Genomic DNA, 15,050 nt, shown 5'->3' on the forward strand with positions numbered 1-15,050 from the left:
AAAGCGGCGCCAGCCGCGTTCTTCCAACTTAAAGCTTACAGCTTAACCCTTGAGCTCCGCTTCCATGGCTTCGAGGCTTTCTTCGGCGCTGAGCCATTGCTGTTCGAGTTCCTCGAGACGAGTGGCGAGTTCGCCGCGACGCGCGAGCTGCTGGTTGAGTTCGTCCTTGCGGGCGTCGTCGGTGTAGAGCTCGGCGTCGCCCAGGGCGGCTTCAACCTCATTCAGGTCGGCCTGGGTCTTTTCCATCTCTCGTTCGGCACGGTCGCGCTCGCGCTTGAGTGGTCGCAGCTTCTCGCGCAACTCAGCCGCAGCGCGACGCGAGGCCTTGCGGTCATCCCGGGGCTCGCCTTCTTCCTGCTGGCGTTCGGCCTTGTCGTGGCGGGCTTCGCGGCGCTGCTCCTCGAGGCGTGACTTGAGCCAGGCGCGGTAATCATCGAGGTCGCCATCGAAGGGTGTGACGCGGTGGTCGGCGACCCGCCAGAACTCGTCCACCGTGGCGCGCAGCAGGTGGCGGTCGTGGGAGACCACGATCACCGCGCCCTCGAAGCTGGCCAGTGCCTCGGTCAGGGCCTCGCGCATTTCCAGGTCGAGGTGGTTGGTCGGCTCATCCAGCAACAGCAGGTTGGGCCGCTGCCAGGCCACCAGCGACAGCGCCAGGCGCGCCTTCTCGCCGCCCGAGAAGCGCGATACATCCTCGAAGACATCATCGCCCTGGAAGCCGAAGCCGCCCAGAAAACGCCGGATCTCGGCGTCCGCGACGGTCGGCGAGAGGCGCTGGACATGCTGGAAGGGCGTGGCCGAGAGGTCCAGCCCCTCGAGCTGGTGCTGGGCGAAGTAGCCGACGGCCAGGTGTTCTCCCTCGACCCGTTCCCCATCCAGCAGCGAAAGTTCGGCGGTCAGCGACTTGATCAGGGTCGACTTGCCGGCCCCGTTGGGACCCAGCAGGCCGATGCGCTGACCGGGCTGCAGCGCCAGGTTGACGTCCTCGAGCTGGCGATGCTCGCCGGTTGCACCGTGATAGCCCAGGACGGCGTCATTCAGTACCACCAGCGGCTGGGACACCTTGTCGGAACAGGGGATGCGGAAATGAAACGGCGAGTCGGCATGGGCCTCGGCGATATCGCCCATACGCTCGAGCATCTTCAGCCGGCTCTGGGCCTGGCGCGCCTTGCTGGCCTGGTAGCGAAAGCGTGCCACGAAACGTTCGATTTCCGCCTTACGCGCCTGTTGCTTGGCGGCCTCGGCCTGCTGCAGGGCCAGTTTTTCGGCCCGGGTGCGCTCAAAGGTGGTGTAGTTGCCGCGATACAGCTCCAGCCGGCGGTGCTCGAAATGCACGATGTGATCGCAGACCGCATCGAGAAAATCGCGGTCGTGGGAAATCAGCAGCAGGGTGCCGGGATAGCGCGTCAGCCATTGCTCCAGCCACAACAGGGCATCGAGATCCAGGTGGTTGGTTGGCTCATCGAGCAGCAGCACGTCCGATGGCGTAAAGAGGGTGCGCGCCAGGTTGACGCGCATGCGCCAGCCGCCCGAAAACGAGGCCAGCGGGCGCTCCAGGTCATCCTGGCCGAAGCCCAGCCCGACCAGCAGTTGGGCGGCCCGCGCCGGGGCGCTATAGCCGTTCAACGACTCGATGGTACCGTGCAGCTCGGCTTCGCGATGCGCTTCGCCACGCGCCTGGGCCGATTCCAGCGCGGCCTCGGCCTCCCGCAGGGCCTGGTCCCCATCCAGCACATACTCGATGATGCTGCGCTCCAGCGCTTGCACTTCCTGGGCCATGTGGGCGATGCGCTGGCCACCGCTCATTTCCAGCTCGCCGCGCTCTGGCGCCAGCTCCCCCAGCAGCAGCTTGAAAAGACTCGACTTGCCGGTGCCGTTAGCCCCGACGATCCCCACCTTGTGCCCCGCGTGCAGGGTCAGGTCGGCAGCGTCCAGCAGGCTCTGAGAGCCGCGTTGCAGGGATACTTGGCGCAGTGCGATCATGCGGACTCCATTCGTCTGCGTGAGATCACCGCCCGTTGGCGGCCACCTTGTGATGAGCGACGATTCTACCGAAAACGCCGCGCTCTTGCGGTCCCGACTACCCCGGGAGTCGCTCTGGGACTTCGCCCTGGCGCTCTATGCCCGGGATGGCGCCGAGAGCGCTTGCCTGACGCTGCAGGATGAGGCCGGCGTCGAGGTCACCGAACTGCTGTGGCGCTGCTGGCTGTATCGCCATGAACTGCAGGCCGGGCATATCCCGGCGTCGCTGCGCGAGTGGCAACGCACGGTCATCACGCCCCTGCGCCAATTGCGCCGTGACCTCAAGCCAGAGGTCGAGGCGCGGCCGAGCGTATCGACGCTGCGTCAACGCATCAAGCAGGCCGAGCTGGATGCCGAGCAGGAATGCCTGCGGCGCCTGGAAAGCGCCAGCCGGGACGGCGCCATCGGCCTTTGCCCCTGCTCCCGGGCCACTCAGCCTCTGAAAAAAGTTCTACCTTTCGCCCACCAACTTCAGAAAAAATCACACTTTTTTGCCCTGGCCAGACTGGAAAGCCAGCTTGACCCTCCCAGACCCCCGCGCTAGCCTGAAAAAACACCGCGTATACGGCAACAAGACGATACATTCGATTGTACGCCGGTCGATGAGTGACTGATTTTCCGGCAAAACCTGCAGAGGAATGACAAGAATGAAGGCACACAAGCTGCTGACTACCGCGAGTATCGGGGCACTGATGCTCGGCATGTCCACCGCCGCCTATTCCGATAACTGGCGTTATGCCCACGAGGAATATGAAGGCGACGTCCAGGATGTCTTCGCACAAGCTTTCAAGGGTTATGTCGAAGATAATTCCGACCATACCGTTCAGGTTTATCGCTTCGGCGAATTGGGCGAATCCGATGACATCATGTCGCAGACCCAGAGCGGCATCCTGCAGTTCGTCAACCAGTCGCCCGGTTTCACCGGCGCTCTAATCCCCACGGCACAGATTTTCTTCATCCCCTATCTGTTGCCGACCGACATGGATACCGTTCTCGAATTCTTCGAAGAGAGCAAGGCCATCAACGAGATGTTTCCCAAGATCTATGCCAAGCATGGTCTGAAACTCCTCCAGATGTATCCAGAAGGCGAAATGGTCGTGACGGCTGACGAGCCGATCACCTCTCCCGCGGATTTCGACAACAAGAAGATCCGCACCATGACCAACCCGCTGCTGGCCGAGACCTACTCTGCCTTCGGTGCCACTCCGACGCCGCTGCCCTGGGGTGAGGTCTATGGCGGCCTGCAGACCGGCATCATCGATGGCCAGGAAAACCCGATCTTCTGGATCGAGTCCGGCGGTCTGTATGAGGTCTCCCCGCACCTGACCTTCACCAAGCATGGCTGGTTCACCACCGCCATGATGGCCAACCTGGACTTCTACAAAGGCCTGTCCGAGGAAGACCAGCAGCTGGTGCAGGAGGCTACCGACGCCGCCTACGATCACACCATGGAACACATCCAGGGTCTGGCTGAGGAATCCCTTGCCAAGATCAAGAAAGCCTCCGATGAAGTGACCGTGACGCGCCTCAACGACGAACAGATCGAAGCCTTCAAGGAGCGCGCTCCACAGGTCGAGAAGAAGTTCATCGAGATGACCGGCGAAAAGGGCCAGGAGCTGCTCGACCAGTTCAAGGCCGACCTCGAGGCCGTGCAGTCGGACAGTGAAGGCAGCGGCTCCAGCGAATCCGATGCCAAGGCTTCCGATAGTGGGTCTGCCGAGGACAGCAGTGCCGAGACCAATCAGGAAAGCTGATTCACTACTTGACCCGCATCATTCGGGGGCAGCCTGGCTGCCCCCGAATTGTTTGCGATCCTTTCGGCCGGTACCAGCGTTCATCCAACGTTGATCGCTACGCCACGCTCAGTCGCTAGGATAGCCAGAGGGTCAACCCGATTTTCGCCATGTGTCTGCTTAGGGGAGCGCGGCCATGACCGACGAAGAAGAAGCCGAAAAGCACTACCACTCCGGGCTGCCCGGTATCCTGGGCACCATTGATACACTGATCAGCAAGCTGGAAGCCATCATCCTCGCCATCGGCGTGCTGCTGATGGCCGTCAACACCATTGCCAATGTCGTCGGGCGCTTCGTCATCGGCGAGAGCCTGTTCTTCACCGGCGAGATCAACCGCATCCTGATCATCATGATCACCTTCGCGGGCATCGGCTATGCGGCACGACACGGCCGCCACATCCGCATGTCGGCCATCTACGACGCCCTGCCGGTGGGCGGTCGGCGTGCCCTGATGGTAGCAATCGCGCTGTTCACGTCCATCGTGATGTTCTTCCTGGCGTATTACGCGGTTCTTTACATTCTCACCCTTTACGATAGAGGCCGCGTCCTGCCGGCACTAGGGTTTCCGATCTTCATCATCTATGTCTGGGTGCCGCTGGGCTTCGTGATCACCGGTATTCAATACCTGTTCACCGCCATCAAGAACCTGACGTCACGTGATGTCTACCTGTCGACCTCGGTGGTCGACGGCTACAAGGATACGGAAACGGAAGTCTGACGCAGGGCGCATCGCCCCGGGGGAATACACGATGACGACAATAATGGTTACGACCATGATCGCCCTGCTACTGCTGGGCTTTCCCATGATGATTCCGCTGGCCACCGCAGCGATCATCGGCTTTATCATGATGTTCGGCGGGTTGGGTCAGATGGAAACGCTGATTCAGCAGTTGCTGGCCGGTATTCGGCCCGCCTCCCTGATTGCCGTGCCCATGTTCATTCTGGCCGCCGATATCATGACCCGGGGTCAGTCGGCCAACCGGCTGATCAACATGGTCATGGCCTTCATCGGTCATATCAAGGGCGGCCTGGCCGTCAGTACTGCGGCCTCCTGCACCCTGTTCGGTGCCGTGTCCGGCTCGACACAGGCCACCGTGGTCGCTGTGGGTTCGCCCTTGCGCCCACGCATGCTCAAGGCCGGCTACTCGGACTCCTTCACCCTGGCACTGATCATCAACTCCAGTGACATCGCCTTTTTGATTCCGCCGAGTATCGGCATGATCATCTACGGAATCGTGTCGGGCACGTCCATCGGCGAGCTGTTCATCGCCGGTATCGGCCCGGGCCTGATGATCCTGGCCATGTTTACCCTGTATGCCGTACTTTATGCCACCATCCGCGGCGTTCCGACCGAGGCAAAGTCAAGCTGGGGAGAGCGCTTCTCGGCGATTCGCTCGGCACTGTGGCCACTGGGCTTCCCGGTCATCATCATCGGTGGCATCTATGGGGGGGTCTTCAGCCCCACCGAGGCGGCGGCGGCCTGTGTGCTCTACGCCGTACTGCTCGAGTTCGTGGTCTTCCGTTCGCTGAAGCTGGGTGACATCTACGCCATCGCCAAGTCCACCGGCCTGATCACGGCCGTGGTCTTCATCCTGGTGGCCGTGGGCAACGGCTTTTCCTGGATCATTTCCTTCGCCCAGATCCCGCAGGCGATCCTCGAGGCCGTGGGTATCGGTGAAGCAGGCCCCACCGGCGTGCTGATCGCCATCTGCGTCGCCTTCTTCGTGGCCTGTATGTTCGTTGATCCGATCGTGGTCATCCTGGTGCTGACCCCGGTCTTCACCCCGGCCATCGAGGCCACCGGGCTCGACCCAGTACTGGTGGGTATCCTGATTACCCTGCAGGTGGCCATCGGTTCGGCAACGCCACCCTTCGGCTGCGACATCTTCACGGCCATTGCCATCTTCAAGCGCCCCTATCTCGATGTGATCAAGGGCACCCCACCCTTTATCTTCATGCTGGTGCTTGCCGCAGTACTGCTGATCATGTTCCCGCAGATCGCACTGTTCCTGCGTGACCTGGCCTTCAGGTAAGCGCCTCGACCGGATCAAAGGAGTAAGGTGACAATGTTCAATCGAATCATGGTGGCCGTGGATGGCTCCAAGGGCGCGGTCAAGGCACTGGAGAAGAGCGTGGCCTTGCAGCAATTGACCGGCGCGGAACTCTATGTACTGTGCGTGTTCAAGCACCACAGCCTGTTGGAGGCGTCGCTGTCGATGGTGCGCCCGGAGAAGCTGGACATTCCGGATGACGCCCTCAAGGACTACGCCACCGAAATCGCCGTACATGCCAAGACGCGTGCCACCGAGCTGGGCGTGCCGGCCGACAAGATCCGAGCCTTCGTCAAGGGCGGGCGACCCTCGCGCACCATCGTACGCTTCGCCCGCAAGCGCGAGTGCGACCTGGTGGTGATCGGTGCCCAGGGCACCAATGGCGACAAGAGCCTCTTGCTGGGCAGCGTGGCCCAGCGTGTGGCAGGCTCCTCGCACTGCCCCGTGCTGGTCGTCTGATCGTGTAGCGTTCCCGGTGGTATCGTCCCGTCGCCGGTCGAGTTGCGTGCTGCGGAACCCGACCGGCCCTGTTAGAGTCCCAAGAGTTCCATACACCATTGGCGCCCCCACGCGCCGGAGCACAAGGTTTTTCATGAAGACACTGCTGACTTCCGCTTCGCTGGTCGCTCTGTTGAGCGCTGCCCCCTTTGCACTGGCGGCTCCCGAATCCGACCAGGAGCGTCTGGGCTACAGCCTTGGCGTTACCCTGGGCAAGAGCATCAAGCAGGACGTGTCCGATCTCGACATCGATGCCTTCACTCAGGCCATTCGTGATGTCTACTCGGACGGCGAACTGGCCATGACCGACAAGGAAATGTCCAAGACGCTGACCCAGTTCCAGAAGCAAGCCCAGAAGCAAAAGGCGGCCGAAGCCAAGAAGCGTGCCGAGGCCAACAAGGCTGAAGGCAAGGCCTATCTGCAAAAGAATGCCAAGAAGGACGGCGTCACGGAGACCGAGTCCGGCCTGCAATACCGCGAGATTGAATCCGGCGACGGCGCCTCGCCGAAGGCCGGGGACACTGTCAAGGTCAACTACGAAGGCAGGCTGATCGACGGTACGGTCTTCGATAGCTCCTATAAACGTGGCGAGCCGGTCAGCTTCCGCGTAGGACAGGTCATCGAAGGTTGGCAGGAAGCCCTCAAGCTGATGAGCGTGGGCGACAAGTGGGAAATCGTGATTCCCTCCGACCTCGCCTATGGCGCCCGGGGCCAGGGCCCGATCGGGCCTCACGAAACCTTGATCTTCGAGGTGGAGCTGCTCGATGTGACCCCGGCCGAGTCTTCCTCCGACGACAGCGACACGGCCGACGGCGCCTCGGAAGAGAGTGATAGCAGCGAGGGTGACAGCAGCGCCGAATAACCCTGCTCGGCAGCGCACCTCTCTGACGGCCGGCTGATTCAGCCGGCCGTTTTTTTGTGGGCCGCCTATAGCGTATCCAGCGTCCGATTCACTGCCGTCTCGAGCGGGCCGGGCGTCGGCGAGTGCAACACACGCTCGAGTATCGCGCCGCGGTGGTTCACCAGATAAAGCGAGGCCGTGTGATCCACCGTATAGCCCGCCCCGGAATCGGGCGCCTCGTGGCGTCGCCAGATCACATCATAGCGCTCGGCAATCGCCTCGAGCTGGTCAGGGCTGCCCCTGGCGCCGATGAAGGCCTCACCGAAGGCCGCCAGATAGGTCTCCAGCCGGGCCAGGGTATCGCGTTCGGGGTCGACGGAAATCATCACCGGCACGACACGCTGACGCTGCTCCTCGGGCAGGTCCTGGCGCACCTGACGCACCACGGCCAGGCTCATCGGGCAGACATCCGGGCACCAGGTATAGCCGAAGAAGATGATCGCCAGCTGATCGTCATCCAGTCGCGACAGCGTGAATTCCCCCTGGGTCGAGGGCAGCGAGATGGGGCCGCCCGGCGGCAGGTCACGCGCCGGGTTGGCCTGCTGCCACTGCTCGAAGGCCAGCCCGGCGCCCACCAGCAGCACCAGGCATGCGGATATCGCGTACCAGCGAAGCCGTCTCATCCAGATACTCCTGCAGCGAACCTCCGGCGGGTGCCGCATGCTGCCGAAGGTGAAGTCATGAGGTCGATAGTGGCAAGATAGTGGTTTGCCGAGTGCACAGCCAGACGCACTTCGACCCCAGCCGTAAGGAGATTGCATGCAAGGCGTCGGCTCAGCCCTGGGACCGCTCTTTTTACTGATTCTGCTGGGCGCCCTGCTGGGGCGCCTCGATCAGCCGGGCGGTGACTTCTGGCCGCGCATGGAGCGGCTGATCTATTGCCTGCTGTTCCCGGCCATGCTGGTCGGCACCCTGGCCACCGCCGACATGCAGCAGGTGCCGGTGGGCCGTGTGGCCAGCGTGTTGCTGGGCGCCATGGGGCTGGTGGGAGCCGGGCTGTGGCTGGTCCGCCACTGGCTGGGGCTCGAGGCACCGGCTTTCACCTCAGCCTTCCAGGGCGCCCTGCGTTTCAACACCTATGTCGGTGTTGCGGGGGCCGCTGCCCTGCACGGCGAAGCCGGCGCCACGGTCGCGGCGGTGGCCGTGGCGCTGATGGTGCCGGTGGTCAATGTGCTCTGTGTCAGCAGCTTCATTGCCGCCGGTACCCTGGGGCGCGGCGGCCTGCGCCAGAGCCTGCTGGCACTGACCCGCAACCCGCTGATCCTGGCCTGCCTGTTGGGCATTGGCCTGAACCTGGGCGGCATCGGCCTGCCCGGCTGGAGCGCGGCGACCGTCGATCTGCTGGGGCGTGCTGCCCTGCCGCTGGGCCTGGTGGCCGTGGGGGTCGCGCTGAGACCCCGGGCGCTGCTGCGACTCGACCCGGGTATCTGGGCCGCCAACAGCGCCAAGCTGGTACTGATGCCGGCGATTGTCCTGGGCCTGGCGCTGTTGCTGGGCCTCGACCCGATCAGCCGGGATATCGTCCTGCTGTTCGCCGCCCTGCCCACGGCGACCTCGGCCTATATCCTGGCGCGCCAGCTGGGCGGCGATGCCGAGCTCATGGCCGCCCTGATCACCGGGCAGACCCTGCTGGCCATGGTGTCGTTGCCGCTATGGCTGCGGTTGGTGGGCTGACCGGACGCACGAATAAAAAGTAATAAAAAATATTCGCATTTGTGTTGACGAGGCAAATGAGAATGATTTACTCTACAAACATGGCGTTGATGAGGCGCCATGACCGAGGCAAGTTTCCTGCCAGTTGCTTGTCTGGGTTTCTCCTCCTCATTGCTAGTCACGGTCTTTTGCCGCCCCGCCCAGGGCGGCTTTCTTTTTCCCGTTCGTCGGCCCCCTCGTTCTCCCGGCTCCTTGCAAGGGCCTGCCAAGGCACTCAGTCATGCCTGGCCAGCTGCTGCTTGAGCAAGGCTCCCAGGGCCTCCACGGCCGGCCAGGACGCTGCCGAGACATGTCGCCCGTAATGCAGTTGTGCCTCGCAGCCCTTCAGGACGGGTAATCCCTCGGCCTCGCCCAGCTCGCGCATGGCCGGCGTCAATCGGTCACGCTCCAGAATTCCCAGTGCCAGGCCCGACTCCACGGCCGTTTCCAGGGCATGAATGCTGGTGCTCGTGAAAACGGCGTGCCAGGAGCGATCAATCGCGCTCAAGGCCTCGCTGCCCAACTGACGATAGGGACAATCCTCGGGATGCAGGGCCAGCGGCAAGGGGGCCGTGTTATCCACCCGCAGATCCTTGGCCCCCGCCCAGACCGGCCGGGTCCGCCATAGTGCCTCGCCACCACTCAGGTAGTAGGGACGGTCCAGGGCCACGATCAGCGACAGCTCGCCGCGCTCCAGCAGGCGCGTCAGACGACCGCTGGGCGCCGTCACCGCTTCCAGCACCACATCCGGGTGGCGGCCCAGAAAGTCCGGCAGCAGGCGCCCTACCAGACGACTCGCGTAGTCTTCCGGCATGCCGAAACGCACGCGGCCACTCAGGCCGCGACCGCTGATGCGCGCCACCAGCCCATCATGACGGCGCAGCAGCTCGCGGGCCTCGCCCAGCAGTGCCTGGCCCGCGGAGGTCGGCGTCACCCCGCGCGCGCCACGAATCAGCAAGGTGGTGTCGAGGCGTGACTCCAGGCGCTTGATCTGCATGCTCAGGGCACTAACGGTGCGGTACCGCTCTTGGGCAGCCGCCGCCAGCGTGCCCAGTCGGGCCACCGCGACGAAACTGCGCAATGCCTCGAGGTCCAGGGAGTCCGACAGGACTTCAGCCATATTGAACGCTCTCTCCAATAAGTTTCGATTCACGAAACACTTTAGTCGAGCCAGACTGTGCCGACCAGCTCCTCTTCAACACACAACGAGGCACAAGCATGATCGGCATCAGCTTTCGTCCCGGCTTTCTCCTCCGGATGCGCCCGACACCGGCCCTCGGCGCCATGGCGGTGGCACTGGGCTTCGTGGTGTGCTGGAGCAGTGGCTTCGTCGGCAGCCGCCTGGCCGTCGCCGTCGAGACGCCGGTCATGGCGCTCTATGTCTGGCGCTTCGCCCTGGCGACCCTGCTGGCCGGCGGCTGGTGGTGGTGGCGTGCGCAGCGCCGCGGGGCACGCCGGCTCGACCGCCGCGCCCTGCTACACGAGGCGCTGGTCGGCAGCCTGACGGTGGGCGGCTATCTGTTGACCATGTTGCTGGCCATCGAGGCGGGCGTCAGTGCCGGGGTCGCCGCCCTGATCGGCGCCCTCCAGCCTCTCGCCGCCATCACCCTGGCCAGCAGCTGGCTGGGCGAGCGCACCCGGCCACTACAGTGGATCGGCATGGTGGTGGCGACACTGGGCGCCGCGCTCAGCGTGCTGGATGATCTGCAGACCGTCGGTGGAGCGCCCCTCTGGGCCTATGGCCTGCCGCTGGTGGCCGTGGCCTGTGTCGCCCTGGGCAGCGCCCTGACCACCCGTCAGCGGGTCTCGCTACCGCTCGAGGCGCGCTTGACGGCACAGTTGGTAGCCGCCACCGGGGTCTTTCTGATCGCCGCGCTGGCCATGGGCCAATCGATGGCTCCGCCGTCACTCGGCCTGGATAACCTGGCGGCGATGGCCTGGCTGATCGTGCTGGCCACCTTCGGCGGCTATGGCTTCTTCGTGGAGAGTCTGCGGCGCTTCGGCGTGGGCCAGAGCGCCGGCCTGGTGGCGCTGACGCCGGCCGTGACGCTGGCCTGGACCGCCCTGATGTTCGGCGAGCTGCCCGGGAGCCTGGGCGCCATCGGCATCCTGCTGGGGCTCGTCGGCGCGGCGGTGGCCCTCAGGGCCGGACGACGCCAGCACCGCGGCGCGGATGGTCATGACGCCACGGCCAGCCCGCGGGGTCGCTGGCAGCGCCAGCCGGCTTCACGCCCCGGCACACCGGCCAGCACCCGCGAACGCGGCAGGCTCAGTCGTCGGCGCGGCGGTGAACCAGATCCCACACGCCATGCCCCAGACGCTCCCCGCGGACCTCGAACTTGGTAAGCGGACGATAGTCCGGGCGCGGCACATAGGGCGCCGAGTCGGCCTCGGCGGTATTGGCGTAACCCGGTGCCTCGGCCATCACCTCGGCCATCCATTCGGCATAGGCCTCCCAGTCGGTGGCCATGTGCAGGGTACCACCCGGCTTGAGGCGCGTGCGCACCAGCTCGACGAAGGCCGGCTGGACGATACGGCGCTTGTGGTGCTTCTTCTTCGGCCAGGGGTCGGGGAAGAACAGCTGCACGCTATCCAGGCTGGCCTCGGGCAGACACTGCTCGAGCACCGCCAGGGCATCCTCGCGATACACGCGCAGATTGGCGAGGCCACGCTTGTCGGCCTCGTCGAGCAGCTTGCCGACACCCGGCGCATGCACCTCGATGCCGATATAGTCGGTCTCGGGATGCGCCTCGGCCTGCTCGATCAACGAGGCCCCCATGCCGAAGCCGACCTCCACCACGCGCGGCGCCCGGCGGCCGAACAGGGTGTCCAGGTCCAGGCGCCCGTCTTCCAGGCTCAGCCCCAGGCGTGGCCAGACGTCCTCGAGGCCGCGGGTCTGAGCGGTGGTCATGCGGCCGGCGCGCAGCACATAACTCTTGATGCCGCGACGATGCAGCGGTGCATCGGCCGACTCGGGGCCGGAGGTATCGGTATCGTTCATGCGGTGTTCACTACTCGGGTCACGAATTCAGGAATAGCGGGCACTTGGCCCGGCTCAGGCATTGATGCGGCCACTCATCGGCGACGAGGCCTCGGCCTGCTGGCGGCACGGCATGCGGCCGGCCAGGAAGGCCTCGCGACCGGCCTGGACGGCATGGCGCATGGCACTGGCCATCAGCACCGGCTGGCGGGCATGGGCAATGGCCGAGTTCATCAGCACGCCATCACAGCCCAGCTCCATGGCCCGGGACGCTTCCGATGCCGTGCCGATCCCTGCGTCGACCAGCACCGGCACCCCGGCCTGCTCGATGATCAGGCCCAGGTTGTAGGGGTTCTGGATCCCATGCCCGGAACCGATCAAAGAGCCCAGCGGCATGATCGCGCTGCAGCCCAGCCGCTCCAGCTCGGTGGCGACGATGGGGTCATCGCTGGTATACACCATGACGTCGAAGCCGTCGTTGACCAGCGTCTCGGCGGCCGACAGCGTCTCCACGACGTTGGGGTAGAGCGTCGCCTCGTCCCCCAGCACCTCGAGCTTGACCAGGTTGTGGCCATCGAGCAGCTCGCGTGCCAGCTGACAGGTGCGCACCGCGTCCCGGGCATTGAAACAGCCCGCAGTATTCGGCAGCAGGGTATAGCGCTCGGGCGAGATCACATCGAGCAGGCCCGGGGCCGAGGCATCCTGCCCCAGATTGGTGCGGCGCACCGCGAAGGTCACGACCTCGGCCCCGCTGGCGCCGATCGCCGCCCCCGCCTCATCGAAATCGCGATACTTGCCGGTGCCCACCAGCAGGCGTGACGCAAACTCACGCCCCGCAACCTTGAGCGGCGTATCCTGGATAAAATCGGTCATGCGTCTAGAAACTCCCGTGGCTGTTATGAGTGAGCTGGCCTGCCGTCAGCCGCCGCCAATGGCATGCACGACCTCGACCCGATCCCCCTCGGCCAGGCGTGTCTCAGCGTGCACGCTCTTCGGCACGATGGCCTCGTTGACCTCCACCGCGATGCGGCGGCCCGTCAGGCCCAGGTGCTCGATCAGTTGCGACACCGAGAGGTCGTCTTCCAACTGGGTGGCTTCGCCGTTGAGTTGAACCTGCATGGCATCCTCGTGGGTCGTCACATGTTCAGCCTTGTGGCTGCCCATTGTAGCGCCTCTGCCTGACGCCGGGTACGGTAGGCGCGTCACGCAAGGGAGATTTCGAGCATGCAGGACCGATTCTGGTGGTTGGCCGTGGCGCTGTCCGGGGCCCTGATGGTGGTGATGGGCGCCCTCGGTGCCCACGCCCTGGCGGGCGAGCTGTCGCCGCGCCTGATGGCCGGCTTCGAGACCGGTGTGCGTTATCAGGCCTGGCACACCCTGGCGGTGCTGGGCGTTCTGGCCTGGCGCGCGGCCGCGCCGCTGCCCGGTCAACGACTGGTGCTGACACTCTGGGCAGCGGGCATGCTGCTGTTCAGCGGCTCGCTCTATGGCCTGAGCCTGGCCAGCGCCACCTGGCTCGGGCCCGTCACCCCGCTCGGCGGGCTGCTGCTGATACTCGGCTGGCTGGCGCTGGCCGGCGTCATCTTCAAGGCACGCTGACGGTTACGGCGTCTCGTCGCGCTTGTCCGGCGATGGCCAGACATCGGCATCGACCAGCTCGGGACGCTTGAGTACCTGCGGGTCGAAGACGGGTTCGGAGATGCCGTCGCGACGCTGACGCTCGTAGTCACGCAGCACGCTCAGCGCCGCCGGCACCAGCATCAGAATCGCCAGCAGGTTGGTCGTCGCCATCAGCCCCATGGCCAGGTCCGCAAAGTCCCAGACGAAGGTCAGTTGCGCCACCGAACCGATCATGACCATGGCCAGCACGGCCCAGCGCAGGGTTTGCTCGGCACGGCGCGCATGGCCACGGAACAGGTACTCGACATTGATGGCCGAGAAGGAATAGTTGGCCAGCAACGAAGTGTAGGAGAAGAAGAAGATACTGACCGCGATGAAGATACCGCCAAAGCCCCCCAGATGATCGACCATGGCGTCCTGGGTCAGCTTGATGCCCTGAATGGACTCGCCGGCCGATGTCGCGAGCAGGGTCTCGTAGACACCGGAAAGCAGGATGACCACCGCCGTGCAGGTGCAGATCACGATGGTGTCGACGAAGACCCCGAAGGCCTGCACGAGGCCCTGCGCCGCCGGATGCTTGACGTTGGCCTGTGCCGCGGCGTTGGGGGTCGAGCCCATGCCGGCCTCATTGGAAAACAGGCCGCGCTTGATGCCGTTCTCCATGGCGACCTTGATGGCATAACCCGCTGCACCACCGACCGCCGGGCCGAAGCCGAAGGCGCTCTTGATGATCAGCGCCAGCATCTCCGGGATGGCCGTCAGGTTCATGAACAGGATCACCAGCGCCACGATCAGATACAGGATCGCCATGGTCGGCACGATCTTCTCGGCGGTCCGCGCGACCGACTTGAGGCCGCCGAAGATCACCAGTGCCACCAGCAACACCAGCCCGACACCGGTCATCCAGCGCGGCACCCCGAAGGCGCCCTGCACGGCCTGGGCAATGGTGTTCGACTGAGCCGCGTTGAAGGCCAGTCCGTAGGCCACGATCAGGAAGAAGGCGAACAGCATGCCCAGCCAGCGCCAGCCCAGGCAACGCTCGATGTAGTAGGCCGGGCCGCCACGGAACACGCCATCCTCGTGGCGATGCTTGTAGGTCTGCGCCAGCGTCGACTCGATGAAGGCGGTCGAGAAGCCGACCAGTGCCGTCACCCACATCCAGAAGATGGCACCCGGGCCACCGACCCACAGCGCGATCGCCACCCCGGCCAGGTTACCGGTGCCGATGCGCGCCGCCATGGAGGTGGCAAACGCCTGGAAGCCGCTGATGCCTTCACCCGCACCCCGCGACGAAACGGTCACCCGCGCCATGTGGCCGAACAACCGGAACTGCATGCCCCGGGTCAGGATGGTGAAAAGCAGCCCGGCCCCCAGCAGCAGGTAGACCAGAATGTAGGACCAGACGAAATTGCTGACCGGGTTCATCACGGCATAGGCCGCATCCTGCAGGGTCAGAAGGAGGGACGTGATCACATCCATGTGTTGGGCTCCAG

At 64.6% G+C, this 15,050-nt stretch carries 16 protein-coding genes; 9 read left to right on the forward strand and 7 right to left on the reverse strand.

Annotated elements, in window-relative coordinates:
* Positions 1-42: 42 nt before the first annotated feature.
* Complete coding sequence (locus tag HHA01_RS07830) at positions 43-1,983, reverse strand: ATP-binding cassette domain-containing protein (protein WP_141319447.1); 1,941 nt, start codon at positions 1,981-1,983, stop codon at positions 43-45.
* Positions 1,984-2,035: 52 nt separating this feature from the next.
* On the opposite strand from HHA01_RS07830, the gene HHA01_RS07835 reads away from it, so the two are divergent.
* The 6 genes from HHA01_RS07835 (at position 2,036) to bamJ (ending at position 7,226) form a co-directional block, all read left to right on the forward strand.
* Positions 2,036-2,566 (forward strand): TIGR02444 family protein, encoded by a 531-nt coding sequence (locus HHA01_RS07835; RefSeq protein WP_170214854.1) that lies wholly within the window; start codon positions 2,036-2,038, stop codon positions 2,564-2,566.
* Positions 2,567-2,669: 103 nt separating this feature from the next.
* Positions 2,670-3,776, forward strand: coding sequence for a TRAP transporter substrate-binding protein (locus HHA01_RS07840; protein WP_246053849.1), 1,107 nt, complete (start codon positions 2,670-2,672; stop codon positions 3,774-3,776).
* Between the two features lie 175 nt (positions 3,777-3,951).
* Positions 3,952-4,533 (forward strand): TRAP transporter small permease, encoded by a 582-nt coding sequence (locus HHA01_RS07845; protein ID WP_141319452.1) that lies wholly within the window; start codon positions 3,952-3,954, stop codon positions 4,531-4,533.
* 31 nt (positions 4,534-4,564) lie between these two features.
* Positions 4,565-5,848, forward strand: coding sequence for a TRAP transporter large permease (locus HHA01_RS07850; RefSeq protein WP_141319454.1), 1,284 nt, complete (start codon positions 4,565-4,567; stop codon positions 5,846-5,848).
* A 33-nt stretch (positions 5,849-5,881) separates the two neighbouring features.
* Positions 5,882-6,325, forward strand: coding sequence for a universal stress protein (locus HHA01_RS07855; protein ID WP_141319456.1), 444 nt, complete (start codon positions 5,882-5,884; stop codon positions 6,323-6,325).
* 133 nt (positions 6,326-6,458) lie between these two features.
* Positions 6,459-7,226, forward strand: a complete 768-nt coding sequence (bamJ, locus tag HHA01_RS07860) for a BamJ family beta-barrel-assembly machinery protein (protein WP_141319458.1) — start codon at positions 6,459-6,461, stop codon at positions 7,224-7,226.
* Between the two features lie 65 nt (positions 7,227-7,291).
* On the opposite strand, the gene HHA01_RS07865 is transcribed toward bamJ, so the two are convergent.
* Entirely contained in the window at positions 7,292-7,888 is a 597-nt protein-coding gene (locus tag HHA01_RS07865; protein ID WP_141319460.1) for an SCO family protein, read from the reverse strand.
* Positions 7,889-8,024: 136 nt separating this feature from the next.
* Here HHA01_RS07865 and HHA01_RS07870 point away from each other — a divergent pair, with 136 nt between their 5' ends.
* Positions 8,025-8,939, forward strand: a complete 915-nt coding sequence (locus tag HHA01_RS07870; RefSeq protein WP_141319461.1) for an AEC family transporter — start codon at positions 8,025-8,027, stop codon at positions 8,937-8,939.
* 253 nt (positions 8,940-9,192) lie between these two features.
* Here HHA01_RS07870 and HHA01_RS07875 read toward each other — a convergent pair whose 3' ends face one another.
* A complete protein-coding gene (locus tag HHA01_RS07875) occupies positions 9,193-10,077 on the reverse strand; it encodes a LysR substrate-binding domain-containing protein (RefSeq protein WP_141319463.1) in 885 nt (294 codons plus the stop codon).
* A 98-nt stretch (positions 10,078-10,175) separates the two neighbouring features.
* On the opposite strand from HHA01_RS07875, the gene HHA01_RS07880 reads away from it, so the two are divergent.
* Complete coding sequence (locus HHA01_RS07880) at positions 10,176-11,303, forward strand: DMT family transporter (RefSeq protein ID WP_141319465.1); 1,128 nt, start codon at positions 10,176-10,178, stop codon at positions 11,301-11,303.
* Here HHA01_RS07880 and trmB read toward each other — a convergent pair.
* Genes trmB through thiS form a run of 3 tightly spaced genes read right to left on the reverse strand, consistent with a single transcriptional unit; the run spans position 11,227 to position 13,056 of the window.
* On the reverse strand, positions 11,227-11,958 hold the full coding sequence (trmB, locus tag HHA01_RS07885) for a tRNA (guanosine(46)-N7)-methyltransferase TrmB (protein ID WP_141319467.1): 732 nt from the start codon (positions 11,956-11,958) through the stop codon (positions 11,227-11,229). The two genes, HHA01_RS07880 and trmB, sit on opposite strands and share 77 nt — an antisense overlap.
* Positions 11,959-12,012: 54 nt before the next feature.
* Positions 12,013-12,810 (reverse strand): thiazole synthase, encoded by a 798-nt coding sequence (locus HHA01_RS07890; protein WP_141319469.1) that lies wholly within the window; start codon positions 12,808-12,810, stop codon positions 12,013-12,015.
* Positions 12,811-12,855: 45 nt separating this feature from the next.
* Positions 12,856-13,056, reverse strand: a complete 201-nt coding sequence (gene thiS, locus HHA01_RS07895; RefSeq protein WP_141319471.1) for a sulfur carrier protein ThiS — start codon at positions 13,054-13,056, stop codon at positions 12,856-12,858.
* Positions 13,057-13,161: 105 nt separating this feature from the next.
* Here thiS and HHA01_RS07900 point away from each other — a divergent pair, with 105 nt between their 5' ends.
* Complete coding sequence (locus HHA01_RS07900; RefSeq protein ID WP_141319473.1) at positions 13,162-13,536, forward strand: DUF423 domain-containing protein; 375 nt, start codon at positions 13,162-13,164, stop codon at positions 13,534-13,536.
* Positions 13,537-13,539: 3 nt separating this feature from the next.
* On the opposite strand, the gene HHA01_RS07905 is transcribed toward HHA01_RS07900, so the two are convergent.
* A complete protein-coding gene (locus tag HHA01_RS07905) occupies positions 13,540-15,036 on the reverse strand; it encodes an alanine/glycine:cation symporter family protein (RefSeq protein ID WP_141319475.1) in 1,497 nt (498 codons plus the stop codon).
* Positions 15,037-15,050 lie beyond the last annotated feature (14 nt).

The organism is Halomonas halmophila (assembly GCF_006540005.1).
GTDB lineage: Bacteria > Pseudomonadota > Gammaproteobacteria > Pseudomonadales > Halomonadaceae > Halomonas > Halomonas halmophila.

What these genes read in the sequence shown, in the direction of transcription:
- HHA01_RS07830 (WP_141319447.1), bottom strand. Translation starts at nt 1,983, where the DNA reads ATGATCGCACTGCGCCAAGTATCCCTGCAACGCGGCTCTCAGAGCCTG.
- HHA01_RS07835 (WP_170214854.1), top strand. Translation starts at nt 2,036, where the DNA reads ATGAGCGACGATTCTACCGAAAACGCCGCGCTCTTGCGGTCCCGACTA.
- HHA01_RS07840 (WP_246053849.1), top strand. Translation starts at nt 2,670, where the DNA reads ATGAAGGCACACAAGCTGCTGACTACCGCGAGTATCGGGGCACTGATG.
- HHA01_RS07845 (WP_141319452.1), top strand. Translation starts at nt 3,952, where the DNA reads ATGACCGACGAAGAAGAAGCCGAAAAGCACTACCACTCCGGGCTGCCC.
- HHA01_RS07850 (WP_141319454.1), top strand. Translation starts at nt 4,565, where the DNA reads ATGACGACAATAATGGTTACGACCATGATCGCCCTGCTACTGCTGGGC.
- HHA01_RS07855 (WP_141319456.1), top strand. Translation starts at nt 5,882, where the DNA reads ATGTTCAATCGAATCATGGTGGCCGTGGATGGCTCCAAGGGCGCGGTC.
- bamJ (WP_141319458.1), top strand. Translation starts at nt 6,459, where the DNA reads ATGAAGACACTGCTGACTTCCGCTTCGCTGGTCGCTCTGTTGAGCGCT.
- HHA01_RS07865 (WP_141319460.1), bottom strand. Translation starts at nt 7,888, where the DNA reads ATGAGACGGCTTCGCTGGTACGCGATATCCGCATGCCTGGTGCTGCTG.
- HHA01_RS07870 (WP_141319461.1), top strand. Translation starts at nt 8,025, where the DNA reads ATGCAAGGCGTCGGCTCAGCCCTGGGACCGCTCTTTTTACTGATTCTG.
- HHA01_RS07875 (WP_141319463.1), bottom strand. Translation starts at nt 10,077, where the DNA reads ATGGCTGAAGTCCTGTCGGACTCCCTGGACCTCGAGGCATTGCGCAGT.
- HHA01_RS07880 (WP_141319465.1), top strand. Translation starts at nt 10,176, where the DNA reads ATGATCGGCATCAGCTTTCGTCCCGGCTTTCTCCTCCGGATGCGCCCG.
- trmB (WP_141319467.1), bottom strand. Translation starts at nt 11,958, where the DNA reads ATGAACGATACCGATACCTCCGGCCCCGAGTCGGCCGATGCACCGCTG.
- HHA01_RS07890 (WP_141319469.1), bottom strand. Translation starts at nt 12,810, where the DNA reads ATGACCGATTTTATCCAGGATACGCCGCTCAAGGTTGCGGGGCGTGAG.
- thiS (WP_141319471.1), bottom strand. Translation starts at nt 13,056, where the DNA reads ATGCAGGTTCAACTCAACGGCGAAGCCACCCAGTTGGAAGACGACCTC.
- HHA01_RS07900 (WP_141319473.1), top strand. Translation starts at nt 13,162, where the DNA reads ATGCAGGACCGATTCTGGTGGTTGGCCGTGGCGCTGTCCGGGGCCCTG.
- HHA01_RS07905 (WP_141319475.1), bottom strand. Translation starts at nt 15,036, where the DNA reads ATGGATGTGATCACGTCCCTCCTTCTGACCCTGCAGGATGCGGCCTAT.